At 36.8% G+C, this 16507-nt stretch carries 18 protein-coding genes; 5 read left to right on the top strand and 13 right to left on the bottom strand.

Features of this window, described 5'->3' with window-relative positions:
* Positions 1-98 precede the first annotated feature (98 nt).
* Genes SOM16_RS13650 through SOM16_RS13635 form a run of 4 tightly spaced genes read right to left on the bottom strand, consistent with a single transcriptional unit; the run spans position 99 to position 2554 of the window.
* Positions 99-740, bottom strand: coding sequence for a response regulator transcription factor (locus tag SOM16_RS13650; protein WP_320464553.1), 642 nt, complete (start codon positions 738-740; stop codon positions 99-101).
* Between the two features lie 3 nt (positions 741-743).
* The gene (locus SOM16_RS13645) at positions 744-1535 is read right to left on the bottom strand and encodes a sensor histidine kinase (protein WP_320464552.1); all 792 of its coding nucleotides are present in this window, start codon (positions 1533-1535) and stop codon (positions 744-746) included.
* Positions 1502-2161, bottom strand: a complete 660-nt coding sequence (locus SOM16_RS13640) for a hypothetical protein (RefSeq protein WP_320464551.1) — start codon at positions 2159-2161, stop codon at positions 1502-1504. The genes SOM16_RS13645 and SOM16_RS13640 overlap by 34 nt, the downstream gene beginning before the upstream one ends.
* Positions 2162-2164: 3 nt before the next feature.
* Positions 2165-2554 (bottom strand): hypothetical protein, encoded by a 390-nt coding sequence (locus tag SOM16_RS13635; RefSeq protein WP_320464550.1) that lies wholly within the window; start codon positions 2552-2554, stop codon positions 2165-2167.
* Between the two features lie 181 nt (positions 2555-2735).
* On the opposite strand from SOM16_RS13635, the gene SOM16_RS13630 reads away from it, so the two are divergent.
* Positions 2736-2966, top strand: a complete 231-nt coding sequence (locus SOM16_RS13630; protein ID WP_320464549.1) for a response regulator transcription factor — start codon at positions 2736-2738, stop codon at positions 2964-2966.
* A 112-nt stretch (positions 2967-3078) separates the two neighbouring features.
* On the opposite strand, the gene SOM16_RS13625 is transcribed toward SOM16_RS13630, so the two are convergent.
* The 4 genes from SOM16_RS13625 to SOM16_RS13610 form a co-directional block, all read right to left on the bottom strand.
* Entirely contained in the window at positions 3079-4650 is a 1572-nt protein-coding gene (locus SOM16_RS13625; protein WP_320464548.1) for a M28 family metallopeptidase, read from the bottom strand.
* 132 nt (positions 4651-4782) lie between these two features.
* Positions 4783-5574 (bottom strand): ABC transporter permease, encoded by a 792-nt coding sequence (locus SOM16_RS13620; protein ID WP_320464547.1) that lies wholly within the window; start codon positions 5572-5574, stop codon positions 4783-4785.
* Position 5575: 1 nt separating this feature from the next.
* Entirely contained in the window at positions 5576-6484 is a 909-nt protein-coding gene (locus SOM16_RS13615; RefSeq protein WP_320464546.1) for an ABC transporter ATP-binding protein, read from the bottom strand.
* A 4-nt stretch (positions 6485-6488) separates the two neighbouring features.
* Complete coding sequence (locus SOM16_RS13610; protein ID WP_320464545.1) at positions 6489-6746, bottom strand: hypothetical protein; 258 nt, start codon at positions 6744-6746, stop codon at positions 6489-6491.
* A gap of 243 nt (positions 6747-6989) precedes the next feature.
* Here SOM16_RS13610 and SOM16_RS13605 point away from each other — a divergent pair, with 243 nt between their 5' ends.
* A complete protein-coding gene (locus SOM16_RS13605; RefSeq protein WP_320464544.1) occupies positions 6990-8021 on the top strand; it encodes a sensor histidine kinase in 1032 nt (343 codons plus the stop codon).
* 60 nt (positions 8022-8081) lie between these two features.
* Positions 8082-8831 carry a LytTR family DNA-binding domain-containing protein gene (locus SOM16_RS13600; RefSeq protein WP_320464543.1) on the top strand — a complete coding sequence of 250 codons (750 nt, stop codon included), beginning with the start codon at positions 8082-8084 and terminating at the stop codon, positions 8829-8831.
* 190 nt (positions 8832-9021) lie between these two features.
* Here the strand turns inward: SOM16_RS13600 and SOM16_RS13595 are convergent, their stop codons facing one another.
* The 3 genes from SOM16_RS13595 to SOM16_RS13585 all read right to left on the bottom strand — a co-directional run bounded on the left by SOM16_RS13595 (position 9022) and on the right by SOM16_RS13585 (position 12913).
* Positions 9022-9756 carry a lysophospholipid acyltransferase family protein gene (locus SOM16_RS13595; protein ID WP_320464542.1) on the bottom strand — a complete coding sequence of 245 codons (735 nt, stop codon included), beginning with the start codon at positions 9754-9756 and terminating at the stop codon, positions 9022-9024.
* A 33-nt stretch (positions 9757-9789) separates the two neighbouring features.
* Positions 9790-10344 carry an NUDIX hydrolase gene (locus SOM16_RS13590; RefSeq protein ID WP_320464541.1) on the bottom strand — a complete coding sequence of 185 codons (555 nt, stop codon included), beginning with the start codon at positions 10342-10344 and terminating at the stop codon, positions 9790-9792.
* Positions 10345-10423: 79 nt separating this feature from the next.
* Complete coding sequence (locus SOM16_RS13585; RefSeq protein WP_320464540.1) at positions 10424-12913, bottom strand: TonB-dependent receptor domain-containing protein; 2490 nt, start codon at positions 12911-12913, stop codon at positions 10424-10426.
* Positions 12914-13138: 225 nt separating this feature from the next.
* On the opposite strand from SOM16_RS13585, the gene SOM16_RS13580 reads away from it, so the two are divergent.
* Positions 13139-14065 (top strand): NAD(P)-dependent oxidoreductase, encoded by a 927-nt coding sequence (locus SOM16_RS13580; RefSeq protein WP_320464539.1) that lies wholly within the window; start codon positions 13139-13141, stop codon positions 14063-14065.
* 76 nt (positions 14066-14141) lie between these two features.
* On the opposite strand, the gene darG is transcribed toward SOM16_RS13580, so the two are convergent.
* Positions 14142-15179: a type II toxin-antitoxin system antitoxin DNA ADP-ribosyl glycohydrolase DarG gene (gene darG / locus SOM16_RS13575; RefSeq protein WP_320464538.1), complete on the bottom strand. Its 1038-nt coding sequence runs from the start codon at positions 15177-15179 to the stop codon at positions 14142-14144.
* Between the two features lies 1 nt (position 15180).
* Entirely contained in the window at positions 15181-15804 is a 624-nt protein-coding gene (gene darT / locus SOM16_RS13570) for a type II toxin-antitoxin system toxin DNA ADP-ribosyl transferase DarT (protein ID WP_320464537.1), read from the bottom strand.
* A gap of 203 nt (positions 15805-16007) precedes the next feature.
* On the opposite strand from darT, the gene SOM16_RS13565 reads away from it, so the two are divergent.
* Positions 16008-16484: an OsmC family protein gene (locus SOM16_RS13565; RefSeq protein ID WP_320464536.1), complete on the top strand. Its 477-nt coding sequence runs from the start codon at positions 16008-16010 to the stop codon at positions 16482-16484.
* Positions 16485-16507 lie beyond the last annotated feature (23 nt).

The raw sequence follows: 16507 nt of genomic DNA, 5'->3' as shown, positions 1-16507 counted from the left end.
TTAATACAGATCAACACGGGTTGATGTAATTAAAGTTAGAACTAATTATTTAGTTATCCAAATGGATTTTGAAAATAAAATATTTATTTGAGGTTGAACTATATGGTAATCAGCTTGTTTTTGATCGCATACACTACTAAGCCAGTGCGAGATTTGATATTTAATTTAGCGAAAAGTGATTCACGATAGTTATCTACCGTACGCGGACTCACATTCATTAAGTCTGCAATTTCTCTGTAAGTGAGTTCACTGCTGCAATGTTGTAGAAATGTTTGCTCCCGTACACTAAAAGCCGGTTTCGTATCTCCATCTTTAAGTGCAACCAGCAAGCGGCCGGAAACTAAATCGTTAACGTAAAACCCTTTATCTACAATGGCTTTAATGGCGGTTAAAAGATCATTAGGTGTAGATTCCTTCAGCATGTATCCACCTGCACCTGCCTTTAACATGCTAATAATTGCTTTTTCATCTTCCAGCATACTTAGGGCCATTATATTAACATTCGGGTAATGTTCTTTTGTCCATTTTGTAGCGGCGAAGCCATCCATCACTGGCATACTGATATCCATTAAGATCAGTTGTACATCGGGTTGTTTTTTAATCTTTTGTTGTAAATCCAGGCCGTTATTTGCTTCAAATACAATTTCAATTTCGTCAAACTCATCTAACAAACTGGCTAAACCTGAACGGAAAAGTGTATGGTCATCAACGATGGCAATAGAGATAGACTGAGCGGGCATGATTTAAGGATAGGGAATTTCGATTAATATAATGGTACCGTTATTTGGTGACGAATTTAATATTAATTTTCCATTGATTATTTCTATTCTTTTATAGATAGAATTTAACCCCATTCCGGCTTTGGAAATGGTTGCCTGTTCGGGATTGAAACCGATGCCGTTCTCTTTAACGTTGAGATGGAGAACGTTTTCCAAATAGAATGCATCGAAGGTTATTGCCGTAGCATTTGCGTGTTTGATGATATTATTGATAATTTCTTGCAACAGGCGCAGAATAATGAGGTCCTTATCCGGGGATCTTTCTGCTACATTTATGAGGCCATTATTGTTCTCTATTTCATAAGCTCCTGTTTTGTTTAGCCAGTTGATTTCCTGATCAAGGGCATATCCAATTCCATTCTCTACCACTTGTTCTCCATGTAAAAGCTTTGCCAGTTCCCGAATCTCTTTAATCGATTTATTAATCAGTGTTAGCGAATTGCCAATTTTCTTTTCTGCTTTTTCGCTATCATTTAAATTAACAGAATTGAGGGTTAGGGTGGTTAAGCTGAGCAATTGGCCAATATTGTCGTGCAGTTCGGTGGCTATTGTTTGCATGGTTTGATCTTGCACTTCTATCCGGGCCTGCAAAATTTCTGATTCAAACCTTTGCTGCATGTGCTCTTTTTCTAAGCTATGATTTTTCTTATGCCTGGCGTACGACCTGATGTAAATGATCAGCGAAAGCGGCATCAATAAAAATATGAGTGTCGTTATTGCAATTAAGATTGCAATTTGCGTTGTTTGGCTCTGCATATATAGCTATAAATCCAATTACTGTAAAGAATTACATTGGTAATGTAATAGATAAACAAGCGAAGTGGAATATGGTCAAATACCTTGATCTTAAAAAGATCGTAAGTAAGATTAGTTGCTGTACTTCCGAAATAATAAAATAATACACCGTTTACCCACCAAAATTCCGGATGATACTTAAGGTCCAGGGTTTCCTCATCATTTAAAAGCTTATAATAATAGTAGAGACAATATAGTACAAATATAACTGACATCACATTTACCGCCTGGTCGTTAAAAATGTCATTATAATAATGGATTCCGTTTCTGAGGGTGAAAATAATAAAAGTAAGATAGCAGAATCCAAGGCCAGTAAAAACGATTGGCCTTGGATTTATATATTTTTTGAGGCAGTAATACATCCCATAAGAAATGAATGTAATTTCAAATAACAAGAAAGTATTATATATCCATAAATTATGTTTAAGCTGATGCGCCAGATAACCTCCTCCTGTTTCTGCCGACAAGGCAATAATTAAATAGATAATGTTAATTTTCCAGAAAGCAATGTTGTCTCTGAGTAGAAGAAATAATGCTACAATCAGACTAATGATTTCTGCTATAATAATAGGTTGAAAAAAATTCATAGGCTATAATTCAACGCCATCACACATTGAAGGACAAAGTGTACCTCTGTTTTCAATGTCACTAAGGTCATCTTCATGAGCTGCTGTTGTGGCGCCAAGGTGATTGGTTTTTCCTGCGACAAAGGTTGGAACCAGCAGAACGGTATTACGGCCTTTATGGCTTTCTGGTATATCAGTTAAACCATCAGCAACATACTTGGCAAAATAAATTCTTAAACCATCATGATTTCCCTCTTTGATCTTTTCGGCCATTTCTAAAATTTGCGCAGCCGGAAACCAAACTGCTTTGGTATAAGATTGTGCGTTTGCATTGGAAGCATCAACACCGTATGCTTCGACCATTTTACGCGCTATATTAGCATCAATAGGCTCGAATTCATTCACATTATTCATAAAAAATTATTAAGATGGTTTATTTCCCTAAAGTCGGGATTTAGATATTAACAGGCAATAGGGATTTGGATTTTCAATACCGTAAAAACACCTTTTTATTTAGGGTAATTTGCGCTACTCATAAATCGGTAGGTCATCATACATTTGAATTATAGAAATTAACCAAACAATAAAAGCCGATATGATCAATAATATTTCAGTTCAGGAAAATACAGGTTTAATAACTGATCGTGAAGTAGAAATTGTGCGTCTTTTATCCAATGGTTACAATAGCAAAGAAATTGGCGATATGCTCTTTATTAGTGAGCATACTGTAAATACACATAGAAGAAATATGGTAAGAAAGCTCGATTTACGCAATTCTTATCAGCTCATTGTATGGGCCTTCGAACAAAGAATTTTGTCCTTTTAATAAGGAATAACGCTCTCCCTTTTAACGCACCTCTCTCTCTAAACAACAAAGCCTGCTTTTGATAATAAGTTATCAAAAAAGCAGGCTTTTGTATTTAGGTATTATTTCTTCATTAAGGTCTTGCCGATTGCAGAACAGGTAATTCTTTTCTAGGGATTTGTGCATCGCGCTGTGAAGTTTGATAAACAAAAGAAGCAATAATAGTTGCCGATTGCTTCAAATCATCTTCTAATAAACGATCATAAGTATCCATATTGCTATGGTGAGTTCTCGTGTTGTAATCTGCCGGATCTTGTATAAACTGGAAACCTGGAATGCCTACGGCATCGAACGCCTGGTGGTCAGTGCCACCAGTGTTACTAACCGTTACAGTTGTAGCACCTAAATCATTAAAAGGCGTTAGCCAACTTTTAAAAATCGGGCCTGCTGCCTCATTTCCCTGCAAATAAATTCCGCGGATTTTACCCGTTCCATTATCCAAATTATAATAAGCAGAAATTTTCTTTTGATCTGGTGTTAATACCATCGTTTTAGGATCTCCATAATGTTTTGCAACATAACCTCTGGATCCGAATAAACCCTGCTCTTCTGAGCTCCAGAGTGCAATTCTAATGGTGCGTTTTGGTTTAAAATCTATCGCTTTTAAAATGCGCATGGCTTCCATCATTACGGCAGAGCCCGCTGCATTATCTGTAGCACCGGTAGCGGCATGCCACGAATCGAAGTGACCGCCAATCATTACCACTTCTTCTTTTAATTTTTTATCGGTTCCGGGAATCTCTGCAATTACATTATAACCCTGAGGATCCTGATCATAGAAAGAAGTTTTAATGTCGGTTTCTACTTCTACTGGTTTGCCTGCACGTAATAAGCGTAAAATATGCAGGTAATCTTCAGCAGCAACTTCCAGTTCAGGCGAAACGGGCTTTGCATCTAATGCGTAAGATGCGCCGTTGCTGGTAAAAAATGTTCCTTGTCCGCCACGGGCATAGGTTAAGATCAAGCCAACTTTTTCTTCTAAAAGTGCTGCACTGATAGCGGCCTGGGCCTGGCGTAATTTCATCATCTGCGCCATCCGATCTGCCATTGGTCCACCAGTCGGGCGTTGTCTTCCGGCGTTTGCAGTTGGAGTTGCCGCTGCCATCTGTGCCAGTGTACTATCTGCATATCTCGAAAAATCTGCTTTTGTTCCACTGGTTAAGGCGGTTCCACGATCCATCATCACAATTTTACCCGCTAATTTTCCTTTGTATTTTGCCAGATCCGTAACGCTATCGGCTTTAATTAAAATTACTTCAGATTTTATTGGGCCATTGGTGCCGGGGGTCCATGCTTTTGGAGAAGCAATAATGGCATGATAGAAAGGAAGAGTTGTGGCTGCATAATATTTATCTATCTGCCATCCTTTTCCGAAAGTGCCCCAGGCTTCCAGGTGTGCGTTTTTCAATCCCCAATCACTTAATTGTTTAATTGCCCAATCCTGTGCTTTTCTCAGACCTGGTGAGTTGGAGAGGCGAGGACCCGCTACATCTGTCAGATTAAACGCAATGTCCATTGCTTTAGAATTTTCCAGGCCTTCTTTTCTTATTTTTTGCACTATTGCTGCATCAGGGGTATCTTGAGCAAATCCCGAAAAGCAAAGCCCAACAGCGATTGCCGTCGTAGTTGTAAATCTTTTGATCATATTTTTAAGTTGGTTTGATTTAGCTTAAAAATACGTTTTATCGCTTTGCTTATTGATTTACCATGATATTTTTACACGTTTTCTTGCAGGTGGCTAGGTATTCAGAAATATTGGTTTAGAATAATATGATTACTATTTGATACTTTTCTTAATCACGATAAAATAGCCTAAGATAAAAAGTACGGCAGCATAAGTTAAACTGGTCGTTATTTCTTGTGTAAAGATGGCAAAAGTAGAAGGATCTGTAGCTGATTTACTGCTGTGTAAAACTAAAGTAGGATGACTATACGGGATGAGGTAGGCATATTTCCATCCCACATTTGAAGTAATGATTCCCATAATGGTGCCTATAAAGCCAATCCCCATTGGTTTTAGAAAATCTCCCCAAAGCAAACTTAATAGAAATTGAATAGATAAAATGCCCAGTGAGGATAGGAAAAGTTTAGTGTAAAATTTAATTAATATTACTGAAGGATCATACTGATTAAAACTGTACTCCGGCACTAAAAAGTGTAATAGATGCCCAAATGCAAAAGTAAGGCTGCCAAATAGTAGTAATGATAGGAAGATGAGCATAACCGCATAAATGTATTTGGCGGCATAAATAGAGAACTTGTTCAGTGGCTGTGCAAAAAGCGATTTCCAGGTGTCATTTTTATGTTCAATATTATTTACCGAAAAAGCCATAAAAATCACGTAAAAAGGCAAAATTAAAATGCCCATTACGTTGAGTGCCGCACTGCTATAGCGGAGCCAGAGAATCATAGGGGATTGATGCAGGTTTAAAATTTTTTCTGAACTGCTGTAAAAACCAAAGGTGATCAACCCACAAATAATAAGTGGTAAGAGGATAGATGCCCAGAACGCGAGTGTTTTTCTTGACTTATAAAATTCTGAATAGATGGAGATCGTTAAAGAGCGCATTTTAGTTTGTTTTGGTAATATCAAGAAAAAGGTTTTCGAGATCTTTTCGCTGTTGTGAAAGGCTGGTTACAGTAAAGCCATTTTGAATAAGGAAAGTATTAATCAGTCCGCTTTCCTTTGAGGAGACGAACGGAATACTAACTTTTGAATCCGTTTTAGTGAGGATTTCATATCCTTTTTCTTCGATCAATATTGAAGCTTCTGCTATATTGTTTACTTCAATTTCTAGCAAAGGTTTGTTCAGCAGCTGAAGTTCTTGTATGGTTCCCTGAAAAAGCAATTGGCCTTTGTTGATAATGCCAACATGCGTAGCAGTCCTTTCTATCTCGGCCAAAAGATGACTCGATACTAAAATTGTTTTATGGTATTTGGTGGTGAGTTCGATCATCAGGTTTCTAATCTCGATGATGCCATTTGGATCTAAACCATTGGTCGGTTCATCTAGAAGAAGCAACTCTGGGTCTGAAACTAAAGCCAGTGCAATCCCGAGGCGTTGTTTCATTCCAAGGGAATATTTGCTTGATTTTTTATCTGCAGCATCAGTTAAACCAACTAAGGCTAACATTTCATCCGCTTTGCTTTTTTTGATGCCTAATAGCAAACAACGGTTAATCAGGTTTTCCTTTCCACTCAAGTGGCCATAAATTGCAGGTTGCTCTACCAAGGAACCGATCCGCTTAAGAATGGCAATTCGGTTGCTGTTAATTTCTTTTCCAAAGATGAAGACCTGGTCTGCAGGAGCCTTTAGCAAGTTTAGCAGAATTTTTATAGTCGTGGTTTTTCCCGCTCCATTCGGACCAAGAAAACCATATATACTTCCTTTTGGAACTTGTAGAGAAAGATCTTTAACAATGGCTTGCTGACCAAAATTAAAATTCAATCCTACGGTTTCTATGGCGAAACTACTCATTATCCTACTTAAAAATAGCGGTAGCTTGTTTCACAATAGCATTAGAAGTTTTAGCTGGTTTTACCACAATCTCAGTATCATTTTGATTGGTATTAATGGTAAGCGTTAATATAATCATCATAAAAACTGGTAATAATAAAAGTAAGAATGGCGAGGTGTTAGCTAATTTTTTCATCACGTTTAATTTAAATTGAGCGGTTGTGAAAGCTTCATCAGTAATTACTGTTTGATTTGTGTAGTTGATTGCTGATGAATTTTTCATGGTTGTTTTGTTTTGATGATTCAAAGAAACTGAAGAAAAGCAAGCTGCTAAAATCTATTATACCAAGTGTTCAAGATTCTAGATCAACGGGTAATTTCGGCGTTGGTCGATAAATTTTGGCGTTTGGGCCGTTCGTAGAAAAAAAAAGCCAGTTGGTAGATTCTGTTGGGTTAAAAAGGAAAGTTTATTTACTTTGGATGCACAAATCGAAGGATAAATACGATTTGCGATAAGCGAAAAATAATGACGAAAAGCAAAGGCCCTATTATATTGCACGCATTGTACTGGGCAGTTATATTAATTATCATTTTCTTAAGCATCTTTTTTGATTCTGACACAAAAAATTTAAAGCACTTTCTATTGTCGCTGGTGTTATTTGGAATCATTAACGTTTCGCTTTTTTACATTAACTACCTGATTCTCATTCCACAGTTTATTAAAAAGAAGAAGAAATACTTTCTTTATATCTTCCTTTTCATTATCCTTCTCGGCGTAACGGCGTTTATCAAAACTGCAATTGCAGTGTTAAATCCAAAGGAAATGATGGAGTACCTGATGGAAGGCAAGCGAAAGCCAATTACTGCTGACCAATATTTCTTTGCACAATTATTTCTATGTGGTTTTTTCCTGGTTTCCAGTTGCCTGATCAAGATTGCAGCCGATTGGTTTGCCAATGAACGCATTCAGCGCAATCTGGAAAGCGAACGCCGGGAGATGGAACTTCAATTTTTAAAATCTCAGTTAAATCCGCACTTCCTTTTCAATTCCTTAAATAATATTTATTCACTGGCTTATCAAAAATCAGATAAAACTGCCGATGCCATTATGAAGCTATCAGAAATTATGCGCTATATGATTTACGAAAGCAATACGCCAACAGTGGCTTTGAGTAAGGAAGTTGATTATCTCACCAATTATATTGAGTTACAGAAAATCAGATTTAAGGATGGTGCCTTTATTGAACTTACTTTAAACGGCGAAATTGATGATCAGAAGATTGTTCCGTTAATGTTGATCTCTTTCGTGGAAAATGCTTTCAAACATGGTGTGGTTAATGATCCGGAGCATCCGGTTAAAATCAATATTATTGCTAACCAGAAAATACTCCACTTCAGTGTAATTAATAAGAAAAATAACCAAAATAAAGATGCGCAGGGTGGAGTGGGTTTAACCAATGTAGAAAGAAGATTACAATTGGTTTATCCAGACAGATATAAATTAAATGTTGTAAATTCGGCTACTCATTACACCAGCGAACTGATGATTGATATTTAATCCGGGAACCAAACACCAGCGGATTTTATTAAAATTATTGATTAAAACGATAAACCTATAATGAACTTAAACTGTATTGTTGTTGATGATGAGCCTTTAGCGCTCGATATTCTGCAAGATTATATTTCTAAAGTACCTTTTTTAAACTTTGTTAAAAGGTGCGAAAACCCAATAGAAGCTTTGCAAATTGTTCAGGCTGGGGGCATTGATCTGGTTTTTCTGGATATTCAAATGCCTGAGTTAACAGGGATTCAGTTTTTAAAAATCGCCGGTAATAAGTGCCATTATATCTTAACCACCGCTTACCCACAATATGCTTTAGAAAGTTACGACCTTAACGTTTCTGATTATCTTCTGAAGCCAATTGCTTTCGATCGTTTTTATAAAGCTGTAGAAAAAGTTCATAATCAGTTTAAACCGGTTGAAGTGCCTGCAAGTGTTGCCCAGCCTATCCTTACACCCGCACCATTTTCGGCTCCTGCAAATCCGGTACAGGATTATATTTTCGTGAAAACAGAGCACAAAATTCAAAAAATCTATTTACATGATATTCTTTTTATCGAAGGATTAAAAGATTATATTTCTATTTTCACAAAAACTGAGCGCGTAATTACCCTTCAAAGTATGAAGAAAATGGAAGAAGCTTTGCCCCAAAGTCAGTTTATCAGGGTGCACAAATCTTACATTGTAGCTGTAGATAAAATTGAAAGTATCGAACGCAGCAGAATTACCATTAATCAAAAAATTATTCCTGTTGGAGATACTTATCGCGATGAGTTTTTCAAAGTAATTGGAAATAAGAATATTTAGTCTGGAGTCATTAGTCCATAGTCGTGAGTATCAATTATCAAGTCCAAAGCCTGGAGTCAAAACAGGTCTTGATACCTGATATTCAGATTTTAATACTCAAGTCTTGATACTTGATACTTTAATCTTGATACCTGACTATTTAGATCTTACTACTCAAGTCTTTCTACCTGATACTTTAATCTTGATACTTCTATTGCCCCAGCACTTGCCTAATTTCCGTTTCTACTGTCAGGGTAATTTCGTTAGCGGTTTTATCGCCAGGCTCTATAGGTTTTAATACGGTCCATTTTAAGGCATGGCCAGTGGTGAGTGGGAACATGCCAAAACGAACAATTTTCCATGAATTTTCAATTGCTATAGGTACAATCAGTGCATTTGGCACGGCCTTCAATATTGTAGCAATTCCGCCGAATTGGAAGGTTTTAACCTTTCCATCTTTTGCCCTGGTACCCTCCGGAAAAATAACGGTACTCCAGTTGTTTTCTTTCATCCTGCGGCCAAGCTTAATGATTTCAGAAATCGCCTGTTTATTGTCTTTTCTATTGATGTTCGCGCCGCCGCCTAATCTCAGGTTTATGGAAATGGATGGAATGCCTTTAGTAAGCTCTATTTTCGAAATAAACTTCGCACTGTACTTTCTTAAGAACCAGATTAAAGAGGGGATATCATACATGCTCTGGTGATTCGCAGCGAAGATAATAGGTCGATCTGTAGGGAGATTAAATTCGTTTTTAAAAGTGACCGAATTGAACAGAAATACCTGGCAATAAGTGAGAAAGAAATTCAAGATATCAACCGAGACCTTATGTGCTTTGTAGCCGAAAAACTTATAGCAAACCCATTGAATAGGGTGGAAAATACACAAGGTTAAGGCAAAGAAAAAATAAAAAACAGGGCTTAAAATATATCCGAGAAGCTTGCTCATTTGATTAAAAAATTAATGCGGCAAAGGTAATCATTAGATTTCACCGTTTAAAATCATCAGTTTTACTTTCATAATGGCAGCCACACTTACTGAATCGGTAATCTCGCCACTTAGCACCATTTGGTAAACCACTTCAAAAGGAAGTTTTTTAACCAGGAGTTGTTCTGTTTCTTCGGGCATTGCGATACCTTGAATCAGGTCTGTTGCTAAATAAATAATATTTAATTCATCGCTCACCGAATTGGAAAGGTGCATGCGTTGAATTTCTTTCCAGTTTTTAGCGCTCAAGCCGGTTTCTTCTACCAGTTCTCTTCTGGCACTTTCAAGTGGATCTTCATGAAACGGTCCGCCGCCTTCCGGAATTTCCCAGCTATATGCTTTCAGCGGGAAACGATACTGTCCAACCAGCCAGGTGTTTTGTTCCTCATCCAATGGTAAAATGCCAATAGCAAAGTTTTTAAAATGAACTTCTCCATAAATCCCGGTACCGCCAGATGGATTAATGACTTGATGTTCGGTGACCCGAATCCAATTGTTATCGTATTTAACTTCGCTTGCTAACGTTGTCCAGGGGTTTTGATCTTCCATTGCGCAAGATAATAAATATCATTTTCACAAATGTAATTAAACAAAAAAGGCGTTTCGATATTCGAAACGCCTTGCTTTATTAGAATGATCCTTCATCAGGTCGATTTTCCTGCTGATCGTCTTTTTTCTGTTTCTTTACGTTGCTAAAAGTGGTTTTTCCGAAGCGGTAAGAGAATGTTAAATTACCCATGGTTCCCTGCATCTGGCGTTGAAAATCTACAATTGTAAAATCGTCTTCGGTGGTCATGCTCCATCTCCTGGTGTTAAATACATCCCTCACATTGAAACTTAATGAAGCTTTTTTGTTTGGGAAGTCGTATTTCGCGCCTCCATCAATTCCATACATCGCATTGCGTTTACCTTGCGCCATTACTTCTGAAGCCCGGTAATCGCCACGAACTTGAACCGATAAGTTTTTAACCACAGTTAAGTTTGCAGTTAAATTTGCGTTCCAGCTAAAACCACTGCTGTTTGGAATATTGAATCTTTCATCTCCATCAAACTTGGCCTGGTAAAGGTTAACGTTGGTGGTAAAGTTTAATGCCTTTACCAAATCAAAACGGCCAATTAACTCCAAACCGCTATTAATCTGGCGTGTTAAATTTTGAGGTGTTGTGGTGATGATTCCATTAACTGGTGAGCTTCTTACTCTTTGAATCACATCATTGGTTTGACGGAAATAAAGACTGGAAGTTAAGGTAACTTTTTTCCAGTATTTGCTATAACCCAATTCAAAGGAGTGTACATCCTCTGGCAATAAATTCGGATTACCACCTCTGTAGTTAAATGGATCTGATACATCCAGGAATGGATTGGTATCCCATGGACGCGGACGGTTTACACGTCGCGTATAACTTAGCTGAACCTGGTTATCACCTTTTAGCTTCTGTGTTAAAAACACACTTGGATATAATCTTTTGTAGTGGATATTTCCTTCGCTGGAAGTTAATACATTGTTGGTGTAGCCATCTAAATGCGTATCTAAACGCGCATCTTCCGCTCTTAAACCCAGCTGATAGCCGAAATCTTTAATTTGATTTTGATAGTTCAGGTAAAGCGCATGAACTTGGTCTTTACTGTTAAAATTATTAATCAACTTATTGTTTTCCACAACCACGTTGGTGCTTGTTAACACAGAATCTGCATATTGGTTGTTATCCCCTAAACGAATCTGGCTGCGATATCCGGCCTCTACTTTTCCTGCTTTACCAACCGGAAGGCTATAATCGGCCTGAATGTTATAATTTGAATTAGTACCTTGGTTAAACACACGTACAGTACTCAGGTTTTCGTTTATAGGGGTGTTGTTCCTATTGGTTGTAGTGGTACTGTAATTTTGATCATTATTATTGTCTCCATCCGAATAACCAAAATTGAAGGTTAATTCTTCTTTCGGTTTATTAAACTTCTGCACATAATCCAGGTTCAAATCATAACTACTTCCGTAACTATCGTTAGTATTTGTTCTGTTGCTCAATGAACGCGGCGTTTGCGCACGGTTCAATTGTCTGATATCTAGTAATTCATTTCGCTCATTTTCCCTTGAATTGAAACCACCCGATAAACTGATTATGCTTTTAGGAGACAAATAATAATCTAAACCAGCTTTAGCGTTATGCCCTTTCTCTAAAGAAGTTGAGCGGGTTGCCTGATTTGCAAAGGCAGTCCTTGCAGAGTCACCTTTATAGGTAATATTCTGAAAACCTCCACCAATCCGGTTTCCGTAACGGTAGCTATAATTTCCGTAAAGATTCACTTTACTGTTTTGAAAACTTAGATTAGTATTTGCATTGTAATTGTCGCGGTTACCAGCAGTTATTGCAGCTGATCCATTGAAGCCCAGTTTGGTATTTTTCTTTAATACAATATTGATAATTCCAGATTGGCCTTCCGCATCATATTTAGCGGATGGGTTGGTGATTACCTCTACACTTTCGATTGAACTTGCCGGGATAGAGGCTAAAATTTGCGCTACGTTTCCTCCTGCAATTAACGACGGTTTGCCATCAATTAAAACCCTTACCCCTGATGAACCACGTAAACTCACGTTACCATCCATATCAGTAGAAACAGAAGGTACATTTTGCAATAAATCTGTTGCGGAACCACCTTCACTAATCACACTTTGATCTACAGAAAATATTTTTTTATCAATCCCCATCTGCATGCCTTGCTTTTGGCCGGTCACGGTTACTTCGCTTAAAATATTTCCTTTAGCCGCATTCATTTTAATATCGCCAAAGTTTAGCGTTCCGGTTGCCGCGGTAATGGCAATGTTATCTCTTACCATGGTTTGGTAACCAACAAAACTAATTTTGAAGGTGAAGTTCCCTTTAGGTAAATCGGCCATCACAAACGCGCCGTTAAGATCTGTTTGTGCTATTTTTACATTCTTGGCAGTGGCTTTATCAATTAATACTGCGGTTGCAAATGGAATGGTTTCTTGTGTTTTAGCATCTTTTAGCGTGCCCGTTATTTTCGCTTTGTTACCTGTTTGGGCGAAAAGATTAAAGGTTAAACTTAAAAGTAGGAGGATTATGGGTATCGTTCGCGATTGTAAAAGTCTCATTAAAAATTAAAATTTGTGTGTGTTTTGTAAAGGGAGACAAAGTAACAGCAACTTAGTTTAATTAGAGAGGCGTAACTATTTTATTACAGCCGTTTTAGCGTAATATTTTTGTGAGCCTTTTTAATGCGGAAAGGTTTAAATAAATAAGGTCTTTTTTGAGGTTAGAAGCCTTATAGAAAATGTTACTTTTGTTTGAATTTAAAAGGTTCGAAAATAAATTTACAAATGAAAAAGATACTAATTGTTGACGATTTACATCCGGTTTTCAAGGAACGAGCTATTGAAATGGGTTATGTGGTTGATGATGAACCTCAGATTACCCGTCAGCAAACGCTTGAAAAAATTAAAGATTATGTTGGGATCGCTGTGCGGACAAAATTTAGAATTGATGCTGAAATTTTTGCTGCAGCTCCAAATTTGAAGTTTGTAGCCAGGGCGGGTGCTGGATTAGATAATATAGATGATAAAATTGCCTTTGAAAGAAACATCGAACTGATGAATGCACCTGAAGGGAATTGTGATGCCGTTGGAGAACATGCCACTGGATTATTATTATCTCTGATGAACAACTTTAGAAGGGCAGATCAGGAAATTAGAAATGGAGTTTGGGATCGTGAGGGAAACCGGGGTTATGAATTAAAAGGTAAAAAAGTAGGGATTATTGGCTACGGTTTTATGGGGCAAAGTTTTGCTAAAAAACTTGCAGGCTTTGAGGTTGATGTAATGGCTTATGATAAATATAAAACAGGTTTCAGTGATGCTTTTGCGCGCGAAGTAAGCATGGAAGAAATTGTAAAACATAGTGATGTGTTGAGTTTGCACATTCCTTTAACTGCAGAAACAAAATTGATGGTAGATGATGAATATTTCTTTCACTTTAAAAAGCCAATTTTCTTTATCAATACCGCAAGAGGGGAGATTGTATGTATTCAAGCGGTTTTGAATGCCATTAAATCCGGTAAAATATTAGGTGCTGGTTTAGATGTTCTGCAAACCGAAAAATTTCCGGCTTTAGCCGAACAAGCCTGGTACAATGATTTAAAGAATAATGATCAGGTCATCCTTACCCCTCATGTTGGCGGCTGGACGTTCGATTCTTACCGAAAGATTTCTGAAGTGTTGGCGGAGAAGTTGGCGGGAGTTATAATTTAGAGCTAAGAGGTAATAAAAAAACCTACCGTCAAATAACTAATCAATAGTAGTTTTCAAATGCAGTTTTTGAAAGCTATTATTGATTAAGATGAGACTTAATGTTTTCAATAGCAATTTGAACAAATTTCGGATTGGTAAACATGGTTTTTTTTCTATCGCTCCATTTATTTAACTCATCGATAACTTTTTCATTTGTATCCGCTTGTTTCTCATTAATAATAAAATCAATAGTCGAAAGTAATTCCAATCCAAACGGTGAATAAAATCCTGTTAAAAAGTTTTTAACTTTTTCAACTACTGTTTTAAATATTATATTTTCTGGTTGATTTAGAAATTTTTCTACCTCAAATTCTGCATCTGAAATCAGGGCTAATTCTTCAAATGGTTTTTTGTCCTTCGCACTATATCCCATGATATAACTGCCATTTAGATAATAAAGTACATGCTTCACCTTTCCAGAGTAGGGACCATAAAAATTTGGCTTAAATTCAAGATTAAATGCGTTTATTCCTCCAAAACGTTGAAGAAAGTAAGCTATTTTTTCTGAAGAAAACTCTGTTACAAATTCTCCGTTTCTTACCATTTCATATAAAACGGCTAAAAGCATTGCTCTAGCTGGCGTTAATTTAACCCTTTCTTTTTTGAGTATCTCTTGTATAGCAGAACTTGGTTCATAAATATGAATGTCACAATCTATATTACTCAGATGTTTTTCTAATTGTTGTTTAACTTTATTCCAATCCAAGCCTCCATTTCCAGCGCCTAAGGGCGGTATCGCGATAGACTTTATATCTTTGTTTTTTATGATTTTAACTAGATCTATTAAGCCCTCTTCAATATATTCATATTCAGATGGAAGACGCCAGGTGGTCTTAGTCGGGAAATTGATTATTATTTTTTTTCCTGTCAGTAGCGACTCTTCATCAGTAACTAAAAGTTGGCCGGTCTTTAAATTCTTATTCTTGCATGCCTCACGATATATTTTAAAATTGTTGGGGAAGATATTTTTAAATTGCAAAGCAATTCCTTTACCCATAACACCCACGGTATTAACGGTATTAACTAAAGCTTCTGCTTTGCTATCTAATAAATTGCCAGTTTTATATTGTATCATTTTAAAAATAAAAATCTGTTCTAATATGAACACTTCTTTCATCCACACCAAAATCTAATAATTTGATCTTCGCATTTTCATTGTATACTAAGAAGCCCAAAATCGCACTAACAGCTATATCACCCAAAACTAAGAATTCGGCTTCTTTTCTTCTCTTTACATCGAGATCATTTTCATCTTTCCAATATTTAGCATTGATGGCAGACTTGTCTATAATTTGATCAATATTTTCAATGTCTTTTATTGAAAATTGAGCACTAAATTTGTCCATAGCATGGCCGTCGGTGAAAACAAAATCCAAATTTAGTTCAATAATTTTGCTTAAAGAAGTAACACAGTAAACAATATTCTCAGCTGGAGTAGGCTCAACCATATTAAATCCATGCTGTATCACATATAGCATTGGCGTTCTGATGCTAAAATAGAAAGGAATGTACTGGCCTAATCTCTTACCATTATTTAGTAGAAAAGATCCTCGCGTAGAAATGAGGCTTGAATCGCCAATTGGTTTATAGTTAGGGTGTGCTTTAGCTGATGTATGATGAGTAATGCCATTCTGAAGAATATGGGGAAGATTCTCAATGTGAATCATTCTAAACAAATATGTTTTCTCCAGATCAGGCATTAATCAAATGTACACTATTTCTTTTTCTCCTGTAATTGGCCTTTATGAAAATTATTGAGTCTTGTTATTAATATACTAAACTAAATAGATATAAATGTGCGATCTGGCTATAAACCTTTTAAATGAGTAGATACCTCTTGAAAAGTCTTTCAATTCAATCTTATTTTCCTAAATTGGATTACGAAATCTAACTAAATTATATCATGCCGAAAGATCATTTATATTCAACAACAATAACCTGGACGGGCAATAAGGGCTCGGGAACAATGGATTATCGCTCTTACGATCGCGATTATGTAATTGCGGTAGATGGAAAAGCCGATATTTTAGGTTCATCAGATTCTGCCTTCTTGGGTGATAAATCTAAATATAATCCAGAGGATTTGCTTTTGTCTTCCATTTCGAGTTGCCACATGCTTTGGTACCTGCATTTGTGTTCTAAAAATGAAATTATAGTTATTGAGTATAAAGATGAGGCTGAAGGTACGATGGAAGAATTAGCCGATGGCAGTGGGAAATTTAAAGAGGTTACGTTGCATCCTCAGATTCTTATCGCCGATAAAGCACACGTCGAACTGGCAGAATCATTACATATAGAAGCGAATAAAATGTGCTTCATTGCCAATTCACTCAATTTTCCAATTAAACACGAACCAGTTTTTAAAGCAGAGAACGGTTAGCAGTTTTCAGTTTAACAGTTTTC

Origin of the sequence: Pedobacter sp. CFBP9032, from assembly GCF_034045265.1 — a bacterium.
Classification (GTDB): Bacteria; Bacteroidota; Bacteroidia; order Sphingobacteriales; family Sphingobacteriaceae; genus Pedobacter.
Note: the sequence above shows the minus strand (reverse complement) of the source record. Positions and strands in the feature narration are given on the sequence as shown.

What these genes read in the sequence shown, in the direction of transcription:
- SOM16_RS13615 (WP_320464546.1), bottom strand. Translation starts at nt 6,484, where the DNA reads ATGAGTAGTTTCGCCATAGAAACCGTAGGATTGAATTTTAATTTTGGT.
- SOM16_RS13605 (WP_320464544.1), top strand. Translation starts at nt 6,990, where the DNA reads ATGACGAAAAGCAAAGGCCCTATTATATTGCACGCATTGTACTGGGCA.
- SOM16_RS13580 (WP_320464539.1), top strand. Translation starts at nt 13,139, where the DNA reads ATGAAAAAGATACTAATTGTTGACGATTTACATCCGGTTTTCAAGGAA.
- SOM16_RS13585 (WP_320464540.1), bottom strand. Translation starts at nt 12,913, where the DNA reads ATGAGACTTTTACAATCGCGAACGATACCCATAATCCTCCTACTTTTA.
- SOM16_RS13620 (WP_320464547.1), bottom strand. Translation starts at nt 5,574, where the DNA reads ATGCGCTCTTTAACGATCTCCATCTATTCAGAATTTTATAAGTCAAGA.
- SOM16_RS13650 (WP_320464553.1), bottom strand. Translation starts at nt 740, where the DNA reads ATGCCCGCTCAGTCTATCTCTATTGCCATCGTTGATGACCATACACTT.
- SOM16_RS13625 (WP_320464548.1), bottom strand. Translation starts at nt 4,650, where the DNA reads ATGATCAAAAGATTTACAACTACGACGGCAATCGCTGTTGGGCTTTGC.
- SOM16_RS13590 (WP_320464541.1), bottom strand. Translation starts at nt 10,344, where the DNA reads ATGGAAGATCAAAACCCCTGGACAACGTTAGCAAGCGAAGTTAAATAC.
- SOM16_RS13600 (WP_320464543.1), top strand. Translation starts at nt 8,082, where the DNA reads ATGAACTTAAACTGTATTGTTGTTGATGATGAGCCTTTAGCGCTCGAT.
- SOM16_RS13635 (WP_320464550.1), bottom strand. Translation starts at nt 2,554, where the DNA reads ATGAATAATGTGAATGAATTCGAGCCTATTGATGCTAATATAGCGCGT.
- SOM16_RS13565 (WP_320464536.1), top strand. Translation starts at nt 16,008, where the DNA reads ATGCCGAAAGATCATTTATATTCAACAACAATAACCTGGACGGGCAAT.
- SOM16_RS13640 (WP_320464551.1), bottom strand. Translation starts at nt 2,161, where the DNA reads ATGAATTTTTTTCAACCTATTATTATAGCAGAAATCATTAGTCTGATT.
- SOM16_RS13645 (WP_320464552.1), bottom strand. Translation starts at nt 1,535, where the DNA reads ATGCAGAGCCAAACAACGCAAATTGCAATCTTAATTGCAATAACGACA.
- darG (WP_320464538.1), bottom strand. Translation starts at nt 15,179, where the DNA reads ATGATACAATATAAAACTGGCAATTTATTAGATAGCAAAGCAGAAGCT.
- darT (WP_320464537.1), bottom strand. Translation starts at nt 15,804, where the DNA reads ATGCCTGATCTGGAGAAAACATATTTGTTTAGAATGATTCACATTGAG.
- SOM16_RS13630 (WP_320464549.1), top strand. Translation starts at nt 2,736, where the DNA reads ATGATCAATAATATTTCAGTTCAGGAAAATACAGGTTTAATAACTGAT.
- SOM16_RS13610 (WP_320464545.1), bottom strand. Translation starts at nt 6,746, where the DNA reads ATGAAAAATTCATCAGCAATCAACTACACAAATCAAACAGTAATTACT.
- SOM16_RS13595 (WP_320464542.1), bottom strand. Translation starts at nt 9,756, where the DNA reads ATGAGCAAGCTTCTCGGATATATTTTAAGCCCTGTTTTTTATTTTTTC.